The following is a 23,146-nucleotide window of genomic DNA, read 5'->3' on the forward strand; positions in this document are numbered from 1 at the left end:
TTTAAAATTTAGTAAATAAAATAAAAAAAATATTTAATCTGAAAAGTTACAAAAAGAAGCATCATTTTTTTAAAAATAAATCATCAAAATAAAAATTAGGAAAAGTGAAAATTTTGTTTCCTAAATGAGTTAAAAAAGTTCCTATAAAAATTAATAACATCTTTTTTTTATAAGGATAAAAAGGAATTTTTTTGAAAGAAATAAAATTCTTTTTTGTTCCTAAAATTTATTATTTTTTTTAAAAAGATCATATTTTTCCAAATTAGGAAAAGTGAATTTTTTTTTGTTCCTAAAATTTATTATTTTTTGTGTTATGATTTTATGTGAATAAAGTTATTTTTCTTGAAAATAAGGAAATTCTCATTATTTTAAAAAAAAGAAAAATTGTTACTTAATGATAAAAAAAGTTACTAAAAAGTTCCTTCTTTTTTTGAAAAAAATAAAGAATTAAAAGCTGATTTTAATTTTAAGTGTACAAAAACATCTACTACAATAATAAATAATAAAATAAAAAAACAACAAACAAAAATATAAAAATTAAAAAAAAGGTAAAATCATGGAATCTTATATTAAAATTTGGGAAAAAATTTTAAAAAAACTATCTAAAATTTATAGTGATGAAGCTTTTAAAGAAACATTTTCTAATATTAAACAAATTTATAAAAATGATAAAGAAAAAAAAATAATCATTTTAGTAGAAACAGACTTTATCAAAAACAAAATTTATAAAATGTATTTTAAAAAAATAAAAGAATTAATCAAAGATGAAATTAAGAAAAAAATAACAATTGAATTCATTTCTAAAGAAAAATTTTTATCAAATAATACTAATGAAAACAATAACGAAAAAAAAACAGAAATTAAAAAAAATAAAATAAACTCAGAATTAGAAATTGAAAATTCTTTTTTAAATGTTTCTATAGAAGAAAGAAAAATAAAATTTAATAAATATAATTGCGGAAATATAAATCATAAATATAATCTAAATAATTTTGTAATTGGAAAAAGTAATAAATTTGCATTTAATATAGCTAAAAAAATAATTAAAGAAAATAAAATTTCAATAAATCCTTTTTATATTTTTGGTAAAACTGGCACTGGTAAAACTCATCTTATACAAGGAATTGGAAATTATATTATAGAAAAACAAACCAAAAAAGTAATATATGTGAAAGCAGATGATTTTATTGAAGAATTTACTAATCAATTAAGAAAAGCCAAAATAGAAGATTTTAATGAAAAATATCGTGATATTGATGTTCTTTTAGTTGATGATATCCAAATTATGGCAGGAGCTACAAGGACTCAAATGGAATTTTTTAAATTATTTGATTATCTTTATTTAAATCAAAAACAAATTATTATTACAAGTGATAAACCTGCATCAGAATTAAAAAATATTATGAATAGATTAATTTCACGTTTTGAAGCTGGATTATTGGTTGACATTCAAAAACCTGATTTTTCACATCGTGTAAATATTTTAAAGAAAAAAATATTAGAATTTCAAGAAGAAAATCAAAATCCCCTAAAAGTTAAAAAAGAAATTTTAGAATTAATTGCCTCTTCTTTTATTAATAATATCAGAGAAATGGAAGGAGCTTTATTAAGATTATTAAATTATGCTCAAATATTTGGTTATGAAATTGATTTAAAAGTTGCCAATGATGCTTTAGAACCTTTAATTAAAAGTAAAAAAAATATTTCTTATGATGAAGATGTTTTAGAAAAAATAAAATTAGTAGTTAGTAATTTTTTCAATATTAGTATTCGTGATTTAATGGGAGAAAAAAAACAACATAAATATACTTTTCCACGTCATATTGCAATGTATTTAATCAAAGAAATAAAAGGATTTCCTTATAATATTATTGGTAGTTTTTTTAAAAGAAAACATTCAGCTGCTTTTAAAGGTTATCAAAAAATTAAAAAGAAATGTAAAAATGATTTAGAATTAAAAAAATCAATTGAACTTATTTTAAAAAAAATCAACTCTTGATTTGATTTGAAAAAATAAAAAATAAAGATTAAAAAAAGAATTAAGATAAAAATAATAATTAATAATAAAAAAAAGGATAAACTCAATTAAATGTATTTAGAAATTAATAAAAATATCTTTTTAGAGCAACTTTTAAAAATTCAAAAAATTTTGCCACAAAAAACATTTTTCCCTATTTTTAATGCTTTAAAATTAACAACTTGTAAAAATAACTTAATTTTAGAAGTTAATAATGGTCATATCGCTATTAAAATAAAAATTAATGATTCGAGTTTGAAAATTAAAAAAGAAGGACAAATAGCTTGCTTAGGAAAATACTTTATTGAAATAATTAAAAAAATTAATGATTCTTTGATTAAAATTACAGTTACAGAAAATAATTTTTTAGTAATTAAAACTAGTTTTTGTGAATATAAATTAAAATTAATGGAAATTTTAGATTTTTTATCACTTGAATTTACTTTCCATAAGTTACCTTTTTTTGAAATTGAAACCTTACGTTTTAAAAATATGATTAAAGAAATAAATATTTCTAATGCTAAAAATGAAAAAAGACCTATTTTAATGGGAATGAATTTAATTTATCAAGAACAAATGTTAAAAGCTTTGGCAACTGATGCTTTTAGAATGAGTCGTAAAAATATTAAATTAGATATTGCTTATAATGATTTTAATATTGTTATTCCTAATAAAAGCTTAGAAGAATTAATTAAAATATTAGAATATTGTGAAACCAAAACTTTAAAAATTTATTCAGATAATCATAAAATTTTTTTAGAAATTGATAATTTATGGTTTCAAACTGCTCTTTTAGAAGGTAATTATCCTAAAATTCAAGAATTTAATTTTTTAAATTCTACTTCTAAAATTATTTTAAATAGAGAAGAATTAATAAAAATTTTAGAAAGAGTATCTTTGTTTTTTGCTAAAGAAGAAGGTAATAACAATATTATTACATTTGTTTTAACTGAAGAAAAAATAATTGAAATATCAACTTCAAGTCAAAATTTAGGAACTGCTTTAGAACAAATTATTCCTTTAGAAGTTGTCTCTTCCAGTTTTAAAATAGCTTTTAATGCTAAATATTTAGAAGATATTTTAAAAGTTTTAACCATGAAAGAAATTATTTTTTATTTTGAAAATCCTTTAAAACCATTTATTATTACTACTTTAGAAAAAGAATCTTCTATTCATTTAATTTTCCCAATTTTAATAGAAAATAATTAATTTCTTTATATTTCTATATTGTTTTTTATATGATAATAAGATCATTAAAATATTAAATATGAATACTTTTTATGCTATAATGTAAGTAAGTTGTTTTTTATATTATCAATAAATTAATAATTTTTTTATATTTTTATTTCTAAATATATTATTTTTTTATTTAATTTTAATATCAAGGTTTAAGAAAGCGAATAAATTTAAACAAAATTTAAAAGAAGGAGATTATAATTTATGAAATGGGAACCTCAAAGATTTGATGATGAAATAAATCAACAACCACATCAAACACCACAAAACCCAATTTATCCTTTCCCTAAATCTCCTAAAAGAGATTATTTATCAATTATTGCTAGTATTTCAACTATTATTGTTAATTCATTTGTTATCTTTTTTTTAATGATATTAATGGTAGGAGCTAAAGAATTGCATAAAAATTTAGAACAAACAAAAGAAAAAGATACTAATTGGGCTCGTGATAAACAATATCAACCTTATGGCAAAAAGTTAAATATAGATGATTTTGTTGGATATAATGAATTAAAAAAACAACTTCAAGAATATATCGATGTAGTAAATAAAAAAACAGATAAAAAAATAAATGAAGATTTACCAAGAGGAATTTTATTATATGGCCCTCCTGGAACAGGTAAAACTTTTTTAGCTAAATGTTTAGCTGGTTCTGTTTGTGATAATGCTCCTTTTTTTATTACAACTGGTTCAGATTTTGTTGAAAAATATGTTGGAATTGGGGCTCTTCGAATAAGATCTCTTTTTGAAACTGCTTCCAAAACTGCTCAAAAAAAAAATCAAAAATATTTTTTTATTTTCATTGATGAAATTGATGCTGTAGGTTTGAAAAGAACAGAAGATTCTCATAGAAATTCAGAACAAACATCAACCTTAACTGCTTTATTAACTCAAATGGATGGTTTTTCATCAAATCAAACTCCTCAACCTATTATTATTGCTGCTACTAATAGAGATGATGTCTTGGATGAAGCTTTATTAAGAGAAGGACGTTTGGGAAGAAAAATTTTATTAGATTATCCTGATTTGCTAACTACTAAAACTTTACTTGAAAAAATGCTTCCGAAAAACCATATTTCTAATCCAAATGATGAATTTTATAATGAAATAGCAACAATAATTCATGGTTATAATTTTTCTCCTGCTCAAATTATGTCTTTAGTAAAAGAAGTGAAAAAAAATAATTCAATTGATCAAAATGTTATTTATGATGCAATGGATTTAATTACACTGGGTGCTGAAAAAAAAGAGAAAAAACCAGACAAAGATAAAAAACGAACTATAATTCATGAATTGGGACATGCAGTTGTTGCTAAATCTTTAGGTTTTAAAGTTCATCGTGTTACCACTAAATCACGTGGTAAAACAGGTGGTTATTCTATTTTATTACCTTCTGAACATACTATTTTTTCAACTAAAAATGATTTAATTAAAAAAATTATTATTGCTTTAGGAGGACGCGCAGCAGAACAAAAAAATTTAGAAGATATTAGTATGGGTTGTGGTGATGATTTAAACGAAGCTTATCAAATTGCTCGTCAGATGGTTTTAAATTTTGGTATGTCATTGAAAGATGATATGGAAGGATTAAACCCTTTAAGAGGGGTTCCACAAAATGAAACAGCTGAAAAAAAAATTGAAAAAATTATTGATGAATCATATAAAATAGCAAAAGAAATTATAGAAGATCAAAAAAAAATATTTAATAAAGATAATTCAGAACAATATAAAAAACTTGATAATAATGAAAATTTATCCAATAAAGATTTTACAAATATTAAAACAAATTCTATTGAAATTGAAAACAACCAATTAAAATTAAAAAAATAATAATTATTTAACTTAAGCTATCCAAACTATTAAAACAACAATTAATAGTTTTTTTTTTTTTTTATTAAATTTATTTACTTATATTTTATTTTTAGTGTATAATATTATATTAACAGTTGTTTTAAAATAATATGGTGTATTGTTAATATTACTAATAATACTAATAATACTAATAATATTACTAATAATATTACTAAACTAAACTAATAATACTAAACTAATAATATTACTAACTAAACTAATAATATTACTAACTAAACTAATAATATTACTAATAATATTAATAATATTAATTCACAAGATATTAAGATTTTAATAAAGATTTAACTGTTTTTGATTTAATAACTTAAAATAAATATTAAAGATTAACAAATTAGGAAAAAAGTATTTATAATTTATGAATGATTTTAATAAAAATATGACAAAGTTAATAATTAAAATTTTTTTAATAATTGGAATAACCACTTTTATTTTATTAATTCCTATATTTGCTTTTTTTCAACAAAAAAACTCTCAAAATACAAATAAAACAACAGTCACAATAGTAACAACAACAACTATGCTTCAAGATTTAGTTAAGCATTTAATTGGCGATGTTAATTGTGATGAAACCAAAGAACAATCAGAAAACAAATATCAAAAAATAAAAAATATCGAATGCCAAACTTTAATGGGTGTTGGAATTGATCCTCATAATTATAAAACTAAGTTATCAGATCGTCAAAAAATTAAAATAGCTGATTTAGTAATTGTGAATGGACTTCATTTAGAAGCTAAAATGCCTGATGCTTTTCAACACTTTGCTAAACCTAATTGTTTGCTTGATGTAGGTGAATTGTTAAAAGATGATAATGAATCTAAAGAACTTTTATTAAAAGAATCAAATTCACAAGATTACGACCCTCATATTTGGTTTCAAATTGATTTATGGATAAATACTTTTTCAAATTTAAAAAACAAATTTTCAGAAAGAAAAATAGTTGACTCACAAGAAGACAAAGACAAATTAGAAACCAATTTTAAGATTTATAATGATGTTTTAAAAAAATTAAAAACACATATTATCAATTCAATGAAACCTTTATCCAATAAAATTATAGTAACTGCTCATGATGCCTTTTCTTATTGGGAATCTTTTTGTAAACGCCATCAATTTCCTTTTGAATTAGAATCCATCCAAGGTATTTCTACTCAAACAGAAGCTAGTAATAATAAAATAGTCACTTTAGCGCGAAAATTAGCTCAACAAGATATTAAAGCTATTTTTACTGAAACCTCTATGCCTAAAGATTCTTTAAAAAGTTTGAAAGAAGAGGTCGACAAACAAAGAAGAGTTCAGGGATTAAGTGGTGAAATTAAAATAGTGGAGCAGGAAGAGTTATATTCAGATTCTTTAGGAACAGATAAATATCAAGAAAGTTTTTCACCTTCTTCTTTAACTTCAAATTCAAATCAATATTCACATGCAACTTATATCGGAGCTTTTTTAAATAATCTTAAAATTATAAGGGAGAATTTATTAAGTGAACAACCAAACCAAACTAAATCAAATAGCAATTATAGTTAAAGATTTAACAGTTAGTTATTATTTAAAACCTGTTTTATGGGATATTGATCTTGATTTTTATCAAAGTTCTTTAACAGCTATTGTAGGACCTAATGGAGCAGGAAAATCTACTTTAATTAAAACTTTAATTGAATTAATTCCTAAAGTTTCTGGAGAAATTTTATTCCAAGGAAAAAAGTATAAAAAAATAAGAAAGAAAATAGCATATGTTCCACAAAGAAATTCAGTTGATTGGGATTTCCCTACTACTGTTTTTGATGTTGTTTTAATGGGTCGTTATGGACATTTAGGTTGGTTTTGTAGACCCAATAATAAAGATTATCAAATAGTCATTCAATCTTTACAAAAAGTAGGGATGGAACCTTTAAAAGAACGCCAAATATCAGAACTTTCTGGGGGACAGCAACAAAGAATTTTTTTAGCACGTGCTTTAGCACAACAAGGAGATATTTATTTAATGGATGAACCTTTTCAAGGAGTTGATATTCAAACTGAAAAAAAAATTATCGCCGTTTTAAAAGATTTACAAAAAGAAAATAAAACTATTATTGTAGTACATCATGATTTAGAAACAGTTCCTCAATATTTTGATCATGTTGTTTTGTTAAATATTCAAAAGATAGCAAGTGGACCTATTGAAACTACTTTTACTGCTGAAAATATTCAAAAAACTTATCAAAATTATCAATTAAAAAATATTACTCTTTCCTCGCCCTCTTCTAATTCAGAAAATAAGAAATATTAAAAGGTAAATTAATGTGATTGTTGATATTATATATATTTTATGTCAAAGTAGTACTTTAAAAATTTTATTAGGTATTTCTTTATTAGGTTTTGCTGCGGGTATTTTAGGAGTTTTTGTTATTTTAAAACAAAAAGCTTTATTAGGAGATGCTGTTTCTCATACTGTTTTGCCAGGAATTGCTATATCTTATCTTTGTTTTCATAAAACTACTATTTGGGTTATTTGGTTAGGTTCCTTTGGGGCTGCTCTTGTTTCTTTATTTTTGATGGAAATTATGAAAAGATATTCTAAAATTAAAATAGATACTATTTTATCTTTGTTGTTAGCTTCTTTTTTTGGTTTAGGAAATGTTTTAATAGCTTATGCTCAAAAAAGTTCTCAAGATAGTTCTATTGCTGTTTTAGAAAAGTTTATTTTTGGACAAGTGGCATTAATTTCTAAAGATGATTTGATTTATATAGCCATGGCTTCTTTAATAGTTTTGGTAGTTGTTTTTTGTTTATGGAAAGAATTAAAGATTTTTATTTTTGATGAAATATTTGCTAGAAGTATGGGTTTTAATAATATTTTTATTAGTATTATTTTTAATATTTTATTAATTGGGATTATTGTTATTAGTTTAAAAATTACAGGGATTATTTTAACTAGTGCTTTTTTAATTATGCCTGGTGTTATTGCTCGTCAGATGAGTGATAAATTATTAATTAATTTGATGATTGCTTCTTGTATTATGTTTTTTTCTGGTTTATTTGGGGTTGTTTTAAGTACTTTAAATTCTAATGTTCCTACAGGACCTGCTGTTATAGTTACGACAGCTATTCTTTTATTTATTGTCTTTTTATTTTCTCCTAAATATGGTGTTTTTCCGCGTAAATTTAAAAATTATTGTTATCAACAAAAGATTCGTAAATTTAAACAATTAATTCATTTTTACAAACATCGTACTTATTTCAATGTTCTTGAAATCGATGCTTTTTTATTTGAAGAAAAGTATTTAAGCAAACAACAAGAACAAGTTATTATTACTGTTAAAGGAATTCATTTAGTTGAAAATTTAATTGATGGACGGTTTAAATAATGTTTAAATTAATTAATCAATTTGATTTAGATGTTTATGTGGTTTTAGTTTTTTGTGCTTTAGCTTTGTCGGTTTTAGGTGTTTTTTTGGTTTTAAAAAAAGTTTCTATGGTTATTGATGCTATTAGTCATAGTGTTTTATTAGGAATTGTTTTAGTTTTTTTAGTAGTTAAAAATTTAAATTCTCCTTTTTTAATTTTAGGAGCTACTGTAATTGGACTTTTGACTTTTTATTTAGTTGAATTAATAGGTAATAATCCTAGGATTAAAAAAGATTCTGCTATTGGGATTGTTTTTACTTTTTTCTTTGCTTTAGCCATTATTATTATTAGTGTTTATATTCGTGATGTTCATATGGATACTGATGCTGCTTTATTAGGAAATATTGAATTAACTAATCAAAGTGAATTGCCTAAAATTATTGTTGTTTTATTAGTAAATCTTGGTTTTATTTTTCTTTTTTATAAAGAATTAAAGATTTTTATTTTTGATCCTGCTTTGGCTGCTATTTTAGGTTTTTCTTCTTTAATCATTAATTATTGTCTAATGACTTTAATATCTGTGACAGCTGTTATTTCTTTTGATATTGTTGGTTCTGTAATGACTATTGCATGTATTATTGGTCCTGCTTCAATTGCTCTTTTATTAAGTAAAAAATTAGTTAATTGTATCTTGTTATCAATGTGGTTTGCTTTTGTTACTTCTAGCTTAGGTTATTTTTTAGGAATTATCTGGGATCTTCCAGTATCAGGATTAATTTCAGTAGTTATTTTAGTTCTTTTTTTATTAGTCCTTATTTTTGAACCACAAAATGGAATAATAGCTAAGATCATTAAAAATTATGTTCAAAAAAAATCTTTTATGATAATTGCTTTCTTAATGCATTTATATAATAATGATAAAGTTTGTAAAATTAATTATTTATCCAAATTAAAAGAAGAATTACAATGGTCTTGTATTAATTATGATCGTTGTATCCAAAAATCTTTAAAATTAGATTATATTGTGATTAAAAATAATCATATTTTTCTAAAACCTTTAGGTAAACAAATTTTAGAAGAAAAAATAGCTTCTTCTATTTAACTATTTTTATTTTGCTAATTGCATCCAATCCTTCTTAATAGTTGAAATTTTAAAATTTATAATTCAAAATAAGGTATACTATATAAGTAATTTCATTTTTAAATTTATATTTTTATTACTATGACATTAATTATAAACGTTATAATTAATGTTTGTTTTACCAATTTTTTTTTGATTATGAATATTTTATAAATTAGTATCTTAAAATAGAAAATCAATTATAATATAAAGTACATAAATTGATTGAATATAAAAATTTTTTGTTAGATACAAGGAGTTAAATTATGAATTTTAAAATTAAAAAAATATTTTTTATAGGAATAATTTTACATTTATTTTATTTATGTTTTTTATTAGTTTTACATATTTTTAATTTTGGTCATTTTTTTAAAAATAAAAATCCTTATCAAGATAATGTTGTTTATGTTTTTAGTGGATATTTGAATTTTACTCGAAAATTAGGAAATTATAGTTCTAAAAAACCTACAAAAAAAGTTAACCAAAAAACACATTCATTAGAAGATAATACAACAGTTAAAAATGAAACCTTAGAAAAAAAAATAACAAATATAACATCAACTTGTAGCTTTAATAAACCTATAGCAAAAGTTAACTCAAAACAATTAGTAGGTGAAGGCTTGAGTATAAATACAAAAAGTGGTATTGAAAATTCAGATAAAACACATTCGAAGTTAATTCAACAAATAATATTTCAATTAAAATCAGTTGAAAATCCTGAAATAATTAACAACAAACCAGAAAAACCTCAATCAGTAACAATAAAAAAAGAAGAAGAGAAAACACAACAAAGTAACGAAACTGAACAAACAACTTCTAGCAAATTAATTCAAGTTTGTAATTGGGTAACCGAAATATTCAAACAAGTGGTTATAAAAGTGGCAACTACATTCACAAACGCGGTTATATCATTAAATATTTCTGATAATAAACAACAATCGTTGTTAGCTCAAGAATCATTAGTTGTACTTCCTAAAAATGAAGAATTTCAAAATAAAGAATCACAACAAAAATTAACTAAAGAATTAGAAGAAATAGAATTTATTCAAGATAAAATTAAAACATTAATGGAAAAAAAACTAGAGTTAAAAGATGATTTACAAAATGATGAGAAATATAAACAAGCTAAAGAAACATATGATAAAATTAAAGAATTACAACAAGAAAATAATTTTGAAGAAGCTTTAAAATTATTAATACTTAAACAAAGTTTATGGGAATGGATTTCTTATACTCCTAAAAAAACTTTAAAAGATGCTTTCAAAACTATATTAAGTAATTTAAAAAATTTCAAACAAAACTTACCAAATACAGTTTTATCATCAGAAGAGAAAAAAAGTTGGTGGTCTAAAATAACTAATCTTTGGCCATCTGTTTCAGCTCAATTGGATAATAATGTATTGTTGCAATATAAATCAGAAAAAAAGATTCCAGCATTAGAAAAATTTTTTACTGAACATCCTTTTGTAGCACGAATACTTGCTAGATGTTTAGGTGAAAAGTTAACTGATTTACCAGACATTATTTCTTTTTTAAGTAGAAAAATTTTAGAGGTAACAGGAAATCATGTAAAAAATGAAGTTATAAAGGCTAAAATAGAAGTTCCTGAAAAAGCGAAAAAAGCTGTTAGAGAACATGTGACAAAAATTATTATTGCATCTGTTTCTAGTGCCACTTTATTAGTTACAATGATTTATTGGATGGTTCTTAAAAAACGTTTTTCAAAAAAATAAAACTAAATAACATTGTTCTTTTAATTTTTAATATTAATAATTTATAAAAAAAAGGAGTTGATAATTTATTATGTTAAAAATTAGTTGTTTATTAAAAAAAAATGGATAATACATATGGTTTAAAGGATGTTTCTTTTTCTTTATCTGAAAAAGGGCTAATTTTTATCACAGGTAAATCAGGTTCTGGAAAATCTACTTTACTTAATCTTTTGGGAGGATTAGATTATCCTACTCAAGGAAATATTTATGTTTATGATCAAAATATTACCTTTTATTCTAATGCTATCTTAGATTTTTATCGTTAATTCATTTTTTAGGTTTTATTTTTCAAGAATATAATTTATTAGAAAATTTAACTGTTTTAGAAAATATTTCTATTGCTTGCGAATTTTACAATTAAAAAAAATTAATAATTCTCAAATAACTCAAATATTAATTCAATTAGGCTTAAATGATTTAGAATCTAGATATCTACATCAACTTTCATGAGGACAAATCCAAAGAGTTAGTATTGCTCGTGCTTTAATTAAAGAACCAAAAATGATTTTATCAGATGAATCAACTGGTAATCTTGATAATCAAACAGCTCAGATTATTTTTGAATATTTAGTAAAGTTTGCTAAAGAAAAATTAGTTATTGTAGTTTCTCATGATACTAAAAGTGCTTTTAAATATGTAGATCGTATTCTTGAAATTTCAGAAGGAACTATTATTAAAGATCTTTCTAAAAAAAATGGCTAAAATATTCCAAAAAAAATCAATATCTAAAAATCTTTACGCTCAAGAAGAAGTAGAAACTTTATTACAACAAAAAGATGACTTGTTACAAAGTGGTTTTATAATGACTTCTGCTTTAGAATATAGTGCATATTTAAAAAAAATCATCAAAGCATATCTTTTCCTAAAAACAATGTTAATATTTCCAAGAAAACAGTTTTATTAATTAATAAAAATATTTTTAAAAATAATAAAAAAATTTATTTTAAAGTTATTTTTAATACAGTTAATGTTGTCTTTTTTATTGTGGGTTCGCTTTTATTTTTTTTAATTCTTTATTATTTTCGTTATTTTCATTAAAATGATTTAAGCGTCCCTTCTTTATACTTACGGGGATCCTTTTTAGCTCATTTATATTTTTTAGCTATTGGTACATTTCAAATTATTGTTTATATAAAACAAGTTATAACATTAAAACAAAAAGATATTGGTATTTTAAAATCATTAAGAGCCTCTAATCAAGATGTTACTAAAATCTTTAATTATTTTAAAATTAAGTTTGATTCAATGTATCGGTGTATTTGTTTATGGATTATTTTGGGTATATTTGATTTTTGTTAACATAAAATTAACAATGTATGAAAATTTTATCATTGTATTAAAATACTTTGTTCTACATTTATATATGATTTTTACATTAAACCTTATCATCTTTTTAATATTATCTTTTTTTTATCCTTACGTATTGAATCATATTGCTATGAAAAGACAATTAAAAAAAATATTTAAACAAAATCCTTTAAAAATTATAAAAACTTCTGCTAAAATATAAAGGTTATGTTTACTAAATAGTTAAAAAAATCCAAATGTTTATTCATTTAAATGTTTGGGCTTTGCTATATTATTTGTATAACAAAGTTATTCCAAATTATATATTAAAATCATATAATTATAATGTAATAATTATATCTTAATTATTATTGATAAAACTAGAAAGACAATATGTAGATGTTATATAATTTGAAAAATAAGAAATTATTGTTTTGGGGATTGACAATTATTGTAATAATATCTTTTATCTTAATTTTATTTATGATTTTATTTTGGTATTTTGCAAACAATAATGAAAAGCAAATCAAATAATAATGAAAGTGTTCATAAGATCAATGTGATAAAAATAATTTATTTTAACTCTAAAATTAAATTAAACTTAATTAAACAAGAAAATAATAAACAAATTATCAATGATTATATAGTTTTTTGAAATGTTTCCCAAAGATAAAACCAATTATATTATAAATGGTATTAAAAACAATACTAGAACAGAAGGAAATAATGAATATATTTATGATGAGAATGATAAATTAATAATACAATAAACTTATAATGTTAATTACAATTTAGGAAATAAATACGAATTTAGTTATTTTGATTATGATAATTGACGAGTACAGGAAAAAGTGTGTTATAGTTCTTATGGCATAAAAGAAAAAAGATATATATATGATTATAATAGCAATGGGTAAATTATCAAAGCAAAAGAATATACTTTTGGAGATGGAATTGGTTTTTCATATGATTATGTTTATAATGAACATTAAGAATTGATATACCAACAACAATATTTTCTTGATAGTGTTTTAGGTATAAAATTATTTTATCTTTATCAATCATAAAGACAATGATATTTTTACATAAGAATAAATTATTCACAATTCAATGTAAATTTGGATGATATCATAAAAAAGACCTTTTTAAAGGTCTTTTTTATTTTTTATATTTTGTTGTTTATTTAATTAATTATATATTCATATAATAAGTTATTATCCTAATGATTGGGACCAAAAACCTTCTAAAGCTTGCCAAGGTAATAAAACACAATTAATTTTATTAGGTAATTGATAAACTATATCAAAAGCTTTTAATTCTTGATTAAGTTCATTATCATGATAACTTTCTTGTTTAATCATTGCTATAAAATGTTTGATTTTTCTTAATGATTCTTCTTTATCTAATTTTTTCATATTTATAGACATTAGGATTGCAGAGGCACAACAAATGGAACAAGCATTAGCTTCATATTTAAGATCTAAGATTCTTTGATTATTATCTAGTTTTATTTGGATGATAATTTGATCACCGCAATAAGGAGTTATTTTTTCAAATTGTTTATAACCTTGATGTTTGATATCAGTTTGATTTTGAGGATTGCGATAATGATTCATAATTATTTCATGTTTTTTTTGATTTAACATTTTATTTTTTCCCTTTCCCCTTGATTTATAAATGACAACTTGATGATTGTTGTATTTTATGTAAGAATTTGTCTTCTATTTTTTTTTTTAAAGCAATAGGATCTTCAACCATAATATAATCTTGGGTGATACCACCATATGCAAATTGATGTTTTTTATAATTAAGACTGTTTAATACTTTTTGTAAAATAGCTATTTTAGGGTCTTTTTCCTTTTCTTTGGTGGTGGCTAAAATGACTGCATAAGATAAAAAAACATCTTCTTTGGGTTCAATGTTGTAATCTGGTCCTTCGCCGATAGAACCTATTCTAATAAAATTATCATGACGCATCATACCAGGGCAATTAATGGCTAAATCATATTTTTGTTGATTTTGAAATTTTTGGGATATATGTAAAAGATGAGATGTTTTCATAAATTGTAAATCATAAATATTTTCGATATCCATTAAATTTAATCCAAAACCTTTGGTTTTTATTTTTTCTTCAGGAATATTAATAAGTTTTAATTTTTTTAATAAAAAAAGAGAACGAGATAAATCACAAGGAGCTATATGGAACTCATTGAAAGGGGCAAATAAAATGCGTAAATGTTTATGTTTTTTGACATCTTCTAATGTTTTTATTCCTAAGGTATTATTTTTATGGATGAATAAGCCGTATTTAGGGTGAAATAATGGGTTTACCATTACTAAAAGTTTTTGTGGTGTAGTACTGTTTTGATAAATATTGTTATATCCTTGCATAGTGTGAAAATTATTGCTAATATTAGCATCAATTAAACCAGCTTTTAGAGCATCATTGCTTGATAATTGATATTGTTCAATTACCTCTTGTTCGCTTAAAATTTGAAGTTGAGTGTTATAAGTGTGAAAATCATCTTTGATTTTTAATAAAGTGTTAATTACTCGTTCAAAAGGACTTGCTATTTTAATTATTTGTTTCATATTGATAAATTCCTTTTTAAGTTTTATTTTGGGTAATTTGTTTTTTATTTTGCTAAAAAGTAACCACATTTAATTCTTTTGTTATTTCTTTAACCATAATTTTTTAATTTTTTGAGTTACTTTTTGGGGATTCTTAATCATAATATAATCGTGTTGGGGACCACCTTCTTGAAAATGAAATTTTTTAACTTGAGGATTATTTAAAATTTTGGTTAAAATTGCTATTTCAATACTATTTTTGTGACTTTGTTGACAAGCTAAACCAATAGCATAAGAAGCAATGAAATCATCTGTTGGTTCTTCGGTTCCTTCGATATTAGAAGCTATTTTTAAAAAATCAGGATAAGGATTCATAAAAGCAGGCCAATTAGCCATTAAATCATATTTTTGAGGGTTGTTTAAAAATTTTTCAGGGATTTGTGATGATTTAGTAAATTCTAATTGATAAGGATTTTGAATATCATTAAAAGAAAGGTTAAATTTTTTAGTTTGGAGCATTGCTTTTTTGATTGTAATCAAACCTATTTTGTTTAATAAAATCAAGGAACGAGGAACATCACAGGGGCCAATATAAGAAAAAGCAGTGGCTAATAAAATTTTTAAATTGGTGTGTTTTTTAACTTCTGCCAAATTTTTTAAAATAGGGTTACGTTTAGTGTTGATGTATAATCCGTATTTAGAATGGTAAAAGGGTTGGACAAATTCTAAAATTTCTTGATTATTGACTTTTAAAAAATCATTAAAAGCGTTTAGTACATGGATGTTAGTGTATAAAAGACCATCTATCTTTTTTGTTAATAACATTTCAATGCCTTCGTGGGTTTGATAATCTACTTTAAATACTTGAAGGTCAATGTTATCTTTTTTAAATAATTCCTTAGCTTTGTTTAAAGTGTTTATGACAGATTGCATAGGGCTTGCAATTTTTACAATTTGGGTATTTTTCATAATTTGGTAAATTCCTTTTTTTGTTTTTTTTGATGAATAAAACCTTATTTAAATTGAAACTCAGTTGGGTTTAATTTAAGAGCATCGAAAGGAATGTGAATTTAAATGAAATCAAATGAATTAAAGAAAACGAAATAAGTTTAATAATGAAAAAAAATCATCTGTTTTAGGTTTATGTTTATCTATTTTTGTTAATAGCCAATAGAAGAACCACTATAATATTATAAACAAATAATAAAAATAAATAATCATAAAAGAGATAATTAACATAATTATTATATTTTTTTTTGATATGATATGAAATGTTCCAAAAGTTTATACACTTTTTTTAAAATTTCTTTAAGACTAACTATTGATTTAGTTTTTTTCAAGATTAAATAATTTTTATACTTTTTTTAAAAATTTTTTTTAAAGGAATAAAATGTTAATACAAGAATTATTTCAAGAATTTTTAAAAAATAAAAAGAATTTAAAAATTCGAGGCCAATTAATCGATTTACATTTACCATTGTTAAAACAAGATAGTAAACAGATTTAAATACTATCCGCGTTTATTAGAAAAACAAGGATTTATACCACGAAGGATTTTTAGGTTTAATTAAAGACTTAAATAATTATGAAGATTTAGGATATGACTTTATCGCTTATATAACACTCACTATTAAATCAGAAATCAGAGAGAAACTAATAAGAAAAAGTCATTCTCCTTCAATTCCTTAAAAAAACCATAAATCTAATAATACTACTTCTTTTCAAAGAAGAGAAATATGAATCATTGACTAGCCAAAAAATGCTTAATCTGCATCATTTATGGTTAAAACAAGTTCATCCACGAATTATTTTAAAAACAACTAAAACCAAATTAAGTCAAAATGAATTTAAATGTTATGAGATTAAGTTTTGTTGCTCCATTAGGAAATATTAATGAAAGATTATCAACCTATTTATTCCAATCCAGAAACAACTCATGAGCTTAATTTAACTTTAAAATAAAAAAAGAATATATTGATAAATTAGCAATTAATAAATTAAAAAAACAAAAAGACCTTATTTAAGGTCTTTTTTTTATTAATAAAGGAAATAAGAAATGAAAATAATTAAAGAAGAATTAAAACAATTAAATCCTAACTACACTAAAACCCAAGAAGAAATTAAACAAAAAAATAAAACAAAAATGCCTGAATTAATAACTATTCCTTCTTAAACCATTTTTTCTTTAAATTTAAAACCGATAAAGTTGTATAATAGTAGTAATTAATTTCTTTAAAAAGATAATATAAATTATTATTATCGGAAAGGAGTTAAAAGAAATGAATTTTTTTAAAAAACACGAAACAACTATTTATGCTGTTATAATATTTGTAATTGTTATTGCTGTTGGTATTTTTCTATGCATTAATGATGCTAAAAAAGAACAAAAATCATTATCAAATTATCATAAAGAATTAGAAGATAATAAAGGAATCAAATCAACCATCAAGAACTAAACGCGAAACAGATACACCTAAACCAAAAAAAACAATTACTAAAGAAAATTTTGAAAAAATAAAAAATTATGTCTTTTCTGAAAACAAAGATGCAATTTTAACATTAACACTTTCTGAAGAAGAACATAAAGAAATTAATTAAATAAAAAAAGATTATAAAACATGTTTAGAGATACAAAAAGATAGAAAAAAAACAATAAACAAATACCAACAAGAGTGCGATGATTATAATGAAAAAATAAGCAAACTTAATCTCAAAGATAGTTGTGATAAAATCAAAATAAAAAATCTAAACGAAAAACTCCAACGCGCCGAAAAACAAAAAAATAAATTACAAGAAAATTATGATACATTTACCTCTGAAGACAAAAATGACATCCTATCATCCCTCAACTCTCTCTACGAAATCACCTCAAGAGAGGAATAAAAATAAAGGAGATTTAATGAATGGTTAAATTGCAAAACCGATTTAAAATATTTTTTATTTATTTTATTACTTTTATAGGATTATTTTTTATTTTTAAAAATCATCAAGTAATGGCGATGGGTAATAAACATAGTAATAATAATGAAATTTCAAATGATGAAGAATATTCTTTGTATATGCAAGCAGAATTGGCAATACAAAATGAATTAACAAATTTCAAACTTGATAATGAAAAAAAACAAGAACTTTTATATAAACACAGTTGCATTGCAAAAGAAATAAAAAAATATAACAAAAGGAAAAATAATAACCAATTACCAATTGCTCGCCAAGATCAACCAGAAAGTTCTCAACAGAATATAAATCCATCAACAGAGGATGATAGTTATTTATCTGATGAAATTAAATATATAAATTTATCAAAATATGATTCTAATAAAAATGATTTTGATTGTCCAGAAAGTTCTAAAAAAGATTTGAAAAATAAAGGAATTGTTCAATAATGTTTAAATCAAAAAACCAATTTAAAACCATTTATCTTTGTTTAATTGTTTTTATAGGATTATTATTTCTTTTTAATAATCATCAAGTAATGGCGATGGATAATAATTTTAATATACAAAACGAAATAAATACAATTAATGATCGTATTTGGAAATTTTCATATGAAAGAAATCAAATAGCTATAAAAATTTTTAGTTTGTCTTCTGATGAAACAAATAACGAAGAAAGAAATTTGTTGCAAAGATTACATAAAAATTTAGTTTCTTTAATCTTAAATTTACAACAACAATTACATTTATTACAATAATTATAAAATATATTATAATATTAAGACCCTTTATAGGGTCTTTTTCTTTTACATAAAAACACACAACAATTGGTTAGGCCATAAACTCAATACCAAGGAGGAAAATCAACTATGACGCAAATCAAACACCTAAAAAAATTCTTTTATTAACTATTTCTTTTTTATTTATCTTTATATTATCCCATAACCCTATCTACACCCATAACTATTTTCACAAACAAACAAAATCCAAAATAAAATTAACAGACTCCCAAACCCTCCAACAAGAATGGTTAAACATCCAACCTAAATTAAAAAGATATGATATTAACATTCTAGATAAAAAAGATATCCCCAACATCTTAAAATATTTCGATATCCAAACTTCCACCTATGGTCTTGAAGAACTCTCATACAATCCTTATAATAAACAATTTTTTGATCCTCTAAACTCAAAAATTATTCTCAAGGCATCTTAGGAGTATACTTTAAACATAAAACTAATCTCTTCAATATCAGTTACTCTTATGGAGATTACGAATACACCCTAGAAGACCTTCTCAAATACGAAATCGCCATCGAAGAAGCATTTATCTTTTGGGATGCCAAACAAAAACCTAACGAAGATAACCCTAATATAAATTTAATATTATCCAATATCTTCGTGGGTCAAAACAAAGAAGAAATAATTAATTAATATTTAATCAACAACAACATCATCAAAGAACCCAAACTCATTAAACTAGGTTGTTACAATGCTACACCTAACACTTGTTTGGTTGTTCCCTTACCCCAAGAAACTCTAAATGATGTCCAAATCGACGCCATTTATTTCGATGATGGTATTCGGATTATGAGTGAATCACCAACAAAAAAATTCTTAAGGAAACGCATAAAAAACACACAAGAAATTCATCAAAGAAGGCAACAACGATTAAAAGAAATTGAAGATGATGATTTTAAACAACTCTTAAACCAAAACATAAAAAAATACGAAGAACAAATAAACACCTTAAAACAAGAACTCAATCAACTCCCAGGAAATATCGAAGAACTCTTAAAACTGTCCAATGGCGCCAAAAACATTTATCTTTTCCATTGCATCATTCAAAAAAAAAACCAATTCACATTATTCTCCCAGATAACCTTAACCCCCACGAATCCATCCGTGATTGGAAAAGAGATAACAATTTATATTCTTATGAAGGAGAATATTACAACAAACAAACTCATAATGATGATAATTCTATAACTATTACTGAACCTTCTTATAAACAAATTAATATATCATATACTACTAATTTAATATTAAACACTTTTGAAACTGAAGATAAATATATTGTATCATTTGTCAAGATAAACAACCCAAAAGAGATATTTTAACTAATTATCAAAAAGATTATGTCAAATGGTTAGAACAATGTTATATCCAATATGGCTGCACTTACCAAGGAGAAGTGATTAGAAACAAATTAGGTCATTCATCTAAAACCCTTTATGATGAAAACAGTAAGACACATTATTATAAATATGAAGAAGGTTTCTTGAGTGATAACTGGTATATTGACAGCAACGATTGTTGTTTTGGCGGCGATCGTTGGCAAACAAGAACTTATTATCAATTCTTAGACACCACTCGTCCCCCTAAAAAACCAGATATCCTCAATTCTTAATAACAAATTATTTAAAAACTCTATCTAATAATAGAGTTTTTTTATTTAATTTACACATATCACGAAGGAGGTGATAACAATTGACTCTCTTAAAAAAAGCAAATCCATGTTTACTGTTTGTATATTATTATTTTTTCTTATCCAAACAAATTTAATATTTGCTTTACTTAACCAACAAATTTTTCAACGTTGTAATGCTTTTAACTATGGAGCAAACATCAATATTATTAATAATAATTTACCGAATGAAGAATTAACCACCTTAGAACAAGAAAACCTTCAATTAAAGAAACATTTATTACAATTAGAAAACCAAGTTTTAAAATAACAAATTAAGCAAAAATCTTTACAAACTAATAATACCTCAACCAAAACTTTTAAAAATAATTTCTTCACTAAAATTTATTATTATTTGCATCAACTATTACATTTAACTAACGATAATTTAACTTTAACCAATAATATTATCGACTTAGCAAATATTTAAAGAAAGGAACTATTAAATATGTTCATAAAAAAAAATCTTTCAAACTTTACCGAATAATATTATTTTTTTCATCATTATTAATTATTTAATCAAATTCTATCTTTTAACTTATCAATTAAGTATTCAAAGACTAAAAAAAAGAAATAGTGAAAATTAATTATTTCCAATATGAAAGCAATTTTAATTAAAACTTAATTTTATTTTTGTTTTTATTGTGTTAAGTTACATAAAAAAATAATAAAAGGGGTTATAGGAATCATACATAAAGCTATAATTAAAATCCATCCTAAAATATGAGAAATTTTAATTTTGGTATGGGATGTATTATTTTTTTTATTTTGTAGTTGATTATTTTTTAGATTTTTCTTTTTTTTACTTTCTTGATTATTTTTTTTAGGTGTCATAAATGATTTTCTTTCTTGTTTTTTCGATTTTTAATACTTTGTGAGTGTTTGTGATTTACTATTTTAAATAGTTAGTAATTAATATCAATTATTTGAAACTGTTAATCTTTTAATTATGCTTAAAGCTTACTTTTATTTTAACTTGAAATTAGTTTTTTTGAACCATTAATTTATGAAAAAAATACAAATACAATATAATCAATGTTTGTGCATGAAAATATAGTTGAACACGTGAACACATAAATGCGTAAAAACGTGTAAATAAAAAAATAGTTTCTATCATTAGTTGATATAAGTTGATATAATATATATGATTCAAGGAGGTTTTTATTTTGCAAAACTATATTCAAAAAAAAATAATTCAACTTCGATTTAAAACTTTAACCCCTATTCAAAAAGAAGTTTTCGCGCAATTTTCCAAATCAGGTAATTTAGTAGGTGTGGCTCCTACAGGAACAGGAAAAACCCATGCTTATTTACTTCCTTTGTTAAGTCAAATTGATTTTAAGAAATCTTTTTTACAAGCCATTATTTTAGTTCCAACCAACGATTTAGTTTTTCAAGTGTGGGAAATGTTGAAAAAGGTTGAAAAAAATATTTTTACTAAAATTTTGTATGGAGGAATGGATAAACAAAAAGCTTTGGCACAATTTAGCAAAAAACAGCCTTCTTTAGTTATTGCAACTCCTGAAAAATTTTTAGAATATGCTTTTAAACTTCATAAAATTAATTTAAAACATGTTTCTTATTTAGTTTTAGATGAGGCTGATATGATGTTTGATCAAGCTTTTTTAACTTCTTTAGAACCTTTGGTTAATCATTTAAAAGCTAAAATTTTGTTATTTTCAGCAACTATTACTTTGGCGATGAAACCCTTTATTAATCGTTATTTTGGGAAAGCTAATTTTATTGATGTTGGTCATCAAAATACTTCTAAGTGTGTTTTTTTTTTGTTAAAGGCTTCTGTTGCTAATCGTTTGCAAACTTTGATGCATTTAACTAAAGTACTTAATCCTTATTTAGCTTTAATTTTTGTTAATAATAAAAAAGAACAAGAATTAATTTTTCAAACTTTGTGTTATGATCATTTAAAATTACTTAATTTCAATGCTTCTTCCCCTGTTAAACAAAGAAAACAAGAATTAAAGGCTATTCATAAATTAAAATATCAATATGTTGTTGCAAGTGATTTAGCTTCAAGAGGAATTGATTTTGATGCTTCGTGTGTGATTCATTATAATTTGCCTTCTCATTTGGAGTTTTTTCATCATAGAAGTGGTAGAACTGCAAGAATGGGTAAAAAAGGGGAAGTGATTGTGTTATATGATCCTTATGATGTTAAAGAAAAAGATAAAATTAAAAAATTAACTCAAATGGGAATTGTTTTTCATAATGCTTCTTTAAGTCATGAAGGTTTTTTAAGAAATGATCAAAAAAGTATGATGAAAGATGATACAAATAAAGTTAAGATTCCTTCGCATGCATCAAAAATGTTATCTGATACAACAAATAATCGTGTGATTGTTAAAAATAAGGTGCAGAGGTATAATAACAATGGTAAACAAGTAAGTGTATCTAGCAAGAAAAAAACTAATTCTTATTCTCGCTTTAAACACATTCCTAAAAAGAAAATATTAAAAGTGGAAATTAGGTCTTTAAAGAAACAGAAAAAAAGAAACTAACAATCCACACCCAAAGATTAAAAG

Annotated in this window: 23 protein-coding genes; 19 read left to right on the plus strand and 4 right to left on the minus strand. The window is 23.1% G+C overall.

Annotated elements, in window-relative coordinates; translation table 11 throughout:
• The first annotated feature begins 556 nt into the window (after window positions 1-556).
• From dnaA to J8J04_RS00990, 11 genes are all read left to right on the plus strand, one after another.
• The gene (gene dnaA, locus J8J04_RS00940) at window positions 557-1,999 is read left to right on the plus strand and encodes a chromosomal replication initiator protein DnaA (RefSeq protein ID WP_212331010.1); all 1,443 of its coding nucleotides are present in this window, start codon (window positions 557-559) and stop codon (window positions 1,997-1,999) included.
• Between the two features lie 90 nt (window positions 2,000-2,089).
• Complete coding sequence (gene dnaN, locus J8J04_RS00945) at window positions 2,090-3,226, plus strand: DNA polymerase III subunit beta (protein WP_212331013.1); 1,137 nt, start codon at window positions 2,090-2,092, stop codon at window positions 3,224-3,226.
• Window positions 3,227-3,457: 231 nt separating this feature from the next.
• Window positions 3,458-5,083, plus strand: a complete 1,626-nt coding sequence (locus J8J04_RS00950; protein WP_212331017.1) for an AAA family ATPase — start codon at window positions 3,458-3,460, stop codon at window positions 5,081-5,083.
• A 397-nt stretch (window positions 5,084-5,480) separates the two neighbouring features.
• Window positions 5,481-6,650: a metal ABC transporter solute-binding protein, Zn/Mn family gene (locus tag J8J04_RS00955; RefSeq protein WP_212331021.1), complete on the plus strand. Its 1,170-nt coding sequence runs from the start codon at window positions 5,481-5,483 to the stop codon at window positions 6,648-6,650.
• A complete protein-coding gene (locus J8J04_RS00960; protein ID WP_212331024.1) occupies window positions 6,607-7,395 on the plus strand; it encodes a metal ABC transporter ATP-binding protein in 789 nt (262 codons plus the stop codon). The genes J8J04_RS00955 and J8J04_RS00960 overlap by 44 nt, the downstream gene beginning before the upstream one ends.
• Window positions 7,396-7,408: 13 nt before the next feature.
• Window positions 7,409-8,473 carry a metal ABC transporter permease gene (locus J8J04_RS00965; protein ID WP_308705511.1) on the plus strand — a complete coding sequence of 355 codons (1,065 nt, stop codon included), beginning with the start codon at window positions 7,409-7,411 and terminating at the stop codon, window positions 8,471-8,473.
• Complete coding sequence (locus J8J04_RS00970; RefSeq protein ID WP_212331027.1) at window positions 8,473-9,555, plus strand: metal ABC transporter permease; 1,083 nt, start codon at window positions 8,473-8,475, stop codon at window positions 9,553-9,555. Before J8J04_RS00965 ends, J8J04_RS00970 begins: the two co-directional genes overlap by 1 nt.
• 284 nt (window positions 9,556-9,839) lie before the next feature.
• A complete protein-coding gene (locus tag J8J04_RS00975) occupies window positions 9,840-11,306 on the plus strand; it encodes a hypothetical protein (protein WP_212331030.1) in 1,467 nt (488 codons plus the stop codon).
• A gap of 101 nt (window positions 11,307-11,407) precedes the next feature.
• Window positions 11,408-11,611, plus strand: coding sequence for an ATP-binding cassette domain-containing protein (locus J8J04_RS00980; RefSeq protein ID WP_212331033.1), 204 nt, complete (start codon window positions 11,408-11,410; stop codon window positions 11,609-11,611).
• 235 nt (window positions 11,612-11,846) lie between these two features.
• Window positions 11,847-12,047 carry a hypothetical protein gene (locus J8J04_RS00985; RefSeq protein ID WP_212331036.1) on the plus strand — a complete coding sequence of 67 codons (201 nt, stop codon included), beginning with the start codon at window positions 11,847-11,849 and terminating at the stop codon, window positions 12,045-12,047.
• The gene (locus J8J04_RS00990; protein ID WP_212331038.1) at window positions 12,040-12,249 is read left to right on the plus strand and encodes a hypothetical protein; all 210 of its coding nucleotides are present in this window, start codon (window positions 12,040-12,042) and stop codon (window positions 12,247-12,249) included. Before J8J04_RS00985 ends, J8J04_RS00990 begins: the two co-directional genes overlap by 8 nt.
• 1,597 nt (window positions 12,250-13,846) lie before the next feature.
• On the opposite strand, the gene sufU is transcribed toward J8J04_RS00990, so the two are convergent.
• The 3 genes from sufU to J8J04_RS01005 all read right to left on the minus strand — a co-directional run bounded on the left by sufU (window position 13,847) and on the right by J8J04_RS01005 (window position 16,172).
• Entirely contained in the window at window positions 13,847-14,278 is a 432-nt protein-coding gene (sufU, locus tag J8J04_RS00995) for a Fe-S cluster assembly sulfur transfer protein SufU (RefSeq protein ID WP_225885798.1), read from the minus strand.
• 25 nt (window positions 14,279-14,303) lie between these two features.
• Window positions 14,304-15,224, minus strand: coding sequence for a metal ABC transporter substrate-binding protein (locus J8J04_RS01000; RefSeq protein WP_212331039.1), 921 nt, complete (start codon window positions 15,222-15,224; stop codon window positions 14,304-14,306).
• 81 nt (window positions 15,225-15,305) lie between these two features.
• Window positions 15,306-16,172: a MetQ/NlpA family ABC transporter substrate-binding protein gene (locus J8J04_RS01005; protein WP_225885799.1), complete on the minus strand. Its 867-nt coding sequence runs from the start codon at window positions 16,170-16,172 to the stop codon at window positions 15,306-15,308.
• 597 nt (window positions 16,173-16,769) lie between these two features.
• Here J8J04_RS01005 and J8J04_RS03350 point away from each other — a divergent pair.
• The 7 genes from J8J04_RS03350 to J8J04_RS01035 all read left to right on the plus strand — a co-directional run bounded on the left by J8J04_RS03350 (window position 16,770) and on the right by J8J04_RS01035 (window position 20,877).
• Entirely contained in the window at window positions 16,770-16,892 is a 123-nt protein-coding gene (locus tag J8J04_RS03350) for a hypothetical protein (protein ID WP_425305782.1), read from the plus strand.
• A gap of 590 nt (window positions 16,893-17,482) precedes the next feature.
• Complete coding sequence (locus J8J04_RS01015; protein WP_212331041.1) at window positions 17,483-17,659, plus strand: hypothetical protein; 177 nt, start codon at window positions 17,483-17,485, stop codon at window positions 17,657-17,659.
• A gap of 447 nt (window positions 17,660-18,106) precedes the next feature.
• On the plus strand, window positions 18,107-18,589 hold the full coding sequence (locus J8J04_RS01020) for an SVM family protein (protein WP_212331043.1): 483 nt from the start codon (window positions 18,107-18,109) through the stop codon (window positions 18,587-18,589).
• Window positions 18,589-18,897, plus strand: a complete 309-nt coding sequence (locus J8J04_RS01025; protein WP_212331045.1) for an SVM family protein — start codon at window positions 18,589-18,591, stop codon at window positions 18,895-18,897. The genes J8J04_RS01020 and J8J04_RS01025 overlap by 1 nt, the downstream gene beginning before the upstream one ends.
• A 754-nt stretch (window positions 18,898-19,651) precedes the next feature.
• Entirely contained in the window at window positions 19,652-20,128 is a 477-nt protein-coding gene (locus J8J04_RS03100; protein ID WP_225885800.1) for a hypothetical protein, read from the plus strand.
• 205 nt (window positions 20,129-20,333) lie between these two features.
• Window positions 20,334-20,549 carry a hypothetical protein gene (locus tag J8J04_RS03105; protein ID WP_225885801.1) on the plus strand — a complete coding sequence of 72 codons (216 nt, stop codon included), beginning with the start codon at window positions 20,334-20,336 and terminating at the stop codon, window positions 20,547-20,549.
• Window positions 20,550-20,655: 106 nt separating this feature from the next.
• A complete protein-coding gene (locus J8J04_RS01035) occupies window positions 20,656-20,877 on the plus strand; it encodes a hypothetical protein (RefSeq protein WP_212331047.1) in 222 nt (73 codons plus the stop codon).
• Between the two features lie 368 nt (window positions 20,878-21,245).
• Here J8J04_RS01035 and J8J04_RS01040 read toward each other — a convergent pair whose 3' ends face one another.
• Window positions 21,246-21,440, minus strand: a complete 195-nt coding sequence (locus J8J04_RS01040; protein WP_212331050.1) for a hypothetical protein — start codon at window positions 21,438-21,440, stop codon at window positions 21,246-21,248.
• Between the two features lie 332 nt (window positions 21,441-21,772).
• On the opposite strand from J8J04_RS01040, the gene J8J04_RS01045 reads away from it, so the two are divergent.
• Window positions 21,773-23,122 carry a DEAD/DEAH box helicase gene (locus tag J8J04_RS01045; RefSeq protein ID WP_212331053.1) on the plus strand — a complete coding sequence of 450 codons (1,350 nt, stop codon included), beginning with the start codon at window positions 21,773-21,775 and terminating at the stop codon, window positions 23,120-23,122.
• The last annotated feature ends 24 nt before the right edge of the window (window positions 23,123-23,146 follow it).

It is taken from the genome of 'Fragaria x ananassa' phyllody phytoplasma (genome assembly GCF_018274325.1).
In the GTDB taxonomy this organism is placed as follows: Bacteria; Bacillota_I; Bacilli_A; order Acholeplasmatales; family Acholeplasmataceae; genus Phytoplasma.

Excerpts from the sequence above, each read along its gene's own strand:
- J8J04_RS01020 (WP_212331043.1), top strand. The coding sequence starts at position 18,107 with ATGGTTAAATTGCAAAACCGATTTAAAATATTTTTTATTTATTTTATT.
- J8J04_RS00985 (WP_212331036.1), top strand. The coding sequence starts at position 11,847 with ATGATTTTATCAGATGAATCAACTGGTAATCTTGATAATCAAACAGCT.
- dnaN (WP_212331013.1), top strand. The coding sequence starts at position 2,090 with ATGTATTTAGAAATTAATAAAAATATCTTTTTAGAGCAACTTTTAAAA.
- J8J04_RS01040 (WP_212331050.1), bottom strand. The coding sequence starts at position 21,440 with ATGACACCTAAAAAAAATAATCAAGAAAGTAAAAAAAAGAAAAATCTA.
- J8J04_RS00975 (WP_212331030.1), top strand. The coding sequence starts at position 9,840 with ATGAATTTTAAAATTAAAAAAATATTTTTTATAGGAATAATTTTACAT.
- J8J04_RS00970 (WP_212331027.1), top strand. The coding sequence starts at position 8,473 with ATGTTTAAATTAATTAATCAATTTGATTTAGATGTTTATGTGGTTTTA.
- J8J04_RS01005 (WP_225885799.1), bottom strand. The coding sequence starts at position 16,172 with ATGAAAAATACCCAAATTGTAAAAATTGCAAGCCCTATGCAATCTGTC.
- J8J04_RS01035 (WP_212331047.1), top strand. The coding sequence starts at position 20,656 with ATGTTTACTGTTTGTATATTATTATTTTTTCTTATCCAAACAAATTTA.
- dnaA (WP_212331010.1), top strand. The coding sequence starts at position 557 with ATGGAATCTTATATTAAAATTTGGGAAAAAATTTTAAAAAAACTATCT.
- J8J04_RS00950 (WP_212331017.1), top strand. The coding sequence starts at position 3,458 with ATGAAATGGGAACCTCAAAGATTTGATGATGAAATAAATCAACAACCA.
- J8J04_RS01000 (WP_212331039.1), bottom strand. The coding sequence starts at position 15,224 with ATGAAACAAATAATTAAAATAGCAAGTCCTTTTGAACGAGTAATTAAC.
- J8J04_RS00990 (WP_212331038.1), top strand. The coding sequence starts at position 12,040 with ATGGCTAAAATATTCCAAAAAAAATCAATATCTAAAAATCTTTACGCT.
- J8J04_RS00955 (WP_212331021.1), top strand. The coding sequence starts at position 5,481 with ATGAATGATTTTAATAAAAATATGACAAAGTTAATAATTAAAATTTTT.
- J8J04_RS01025 (WP_212331045.1), top strand. The coding sequence starts at position 18,589 with ATGTTTAAATCAAAAAACCAATTTAAAACCATTTATCTTTGTTTAATT.
- sufU (WP_225885798.1), bottom strand. The coding sequence starts at position 14,278 with ATGTTAAATCAAAAAAAACATGAAATAATTATGAATCATTATCGCAAT.
- J8J04_RS00980 (WP_212331033.1), top strand. The coding sequence starts at position 11,408 with ATGGATAATACATATGGTTTAAAGGATGTTTCTTTTTCTTTATCTGAA.
- J8J04_RS01015 (WP_212331041.1), top strand. The coding sequence starts at position 17,483 with ATGAATTTTTTTAAAAAACACGAAACAACTATTTATGCTGTTATAATA.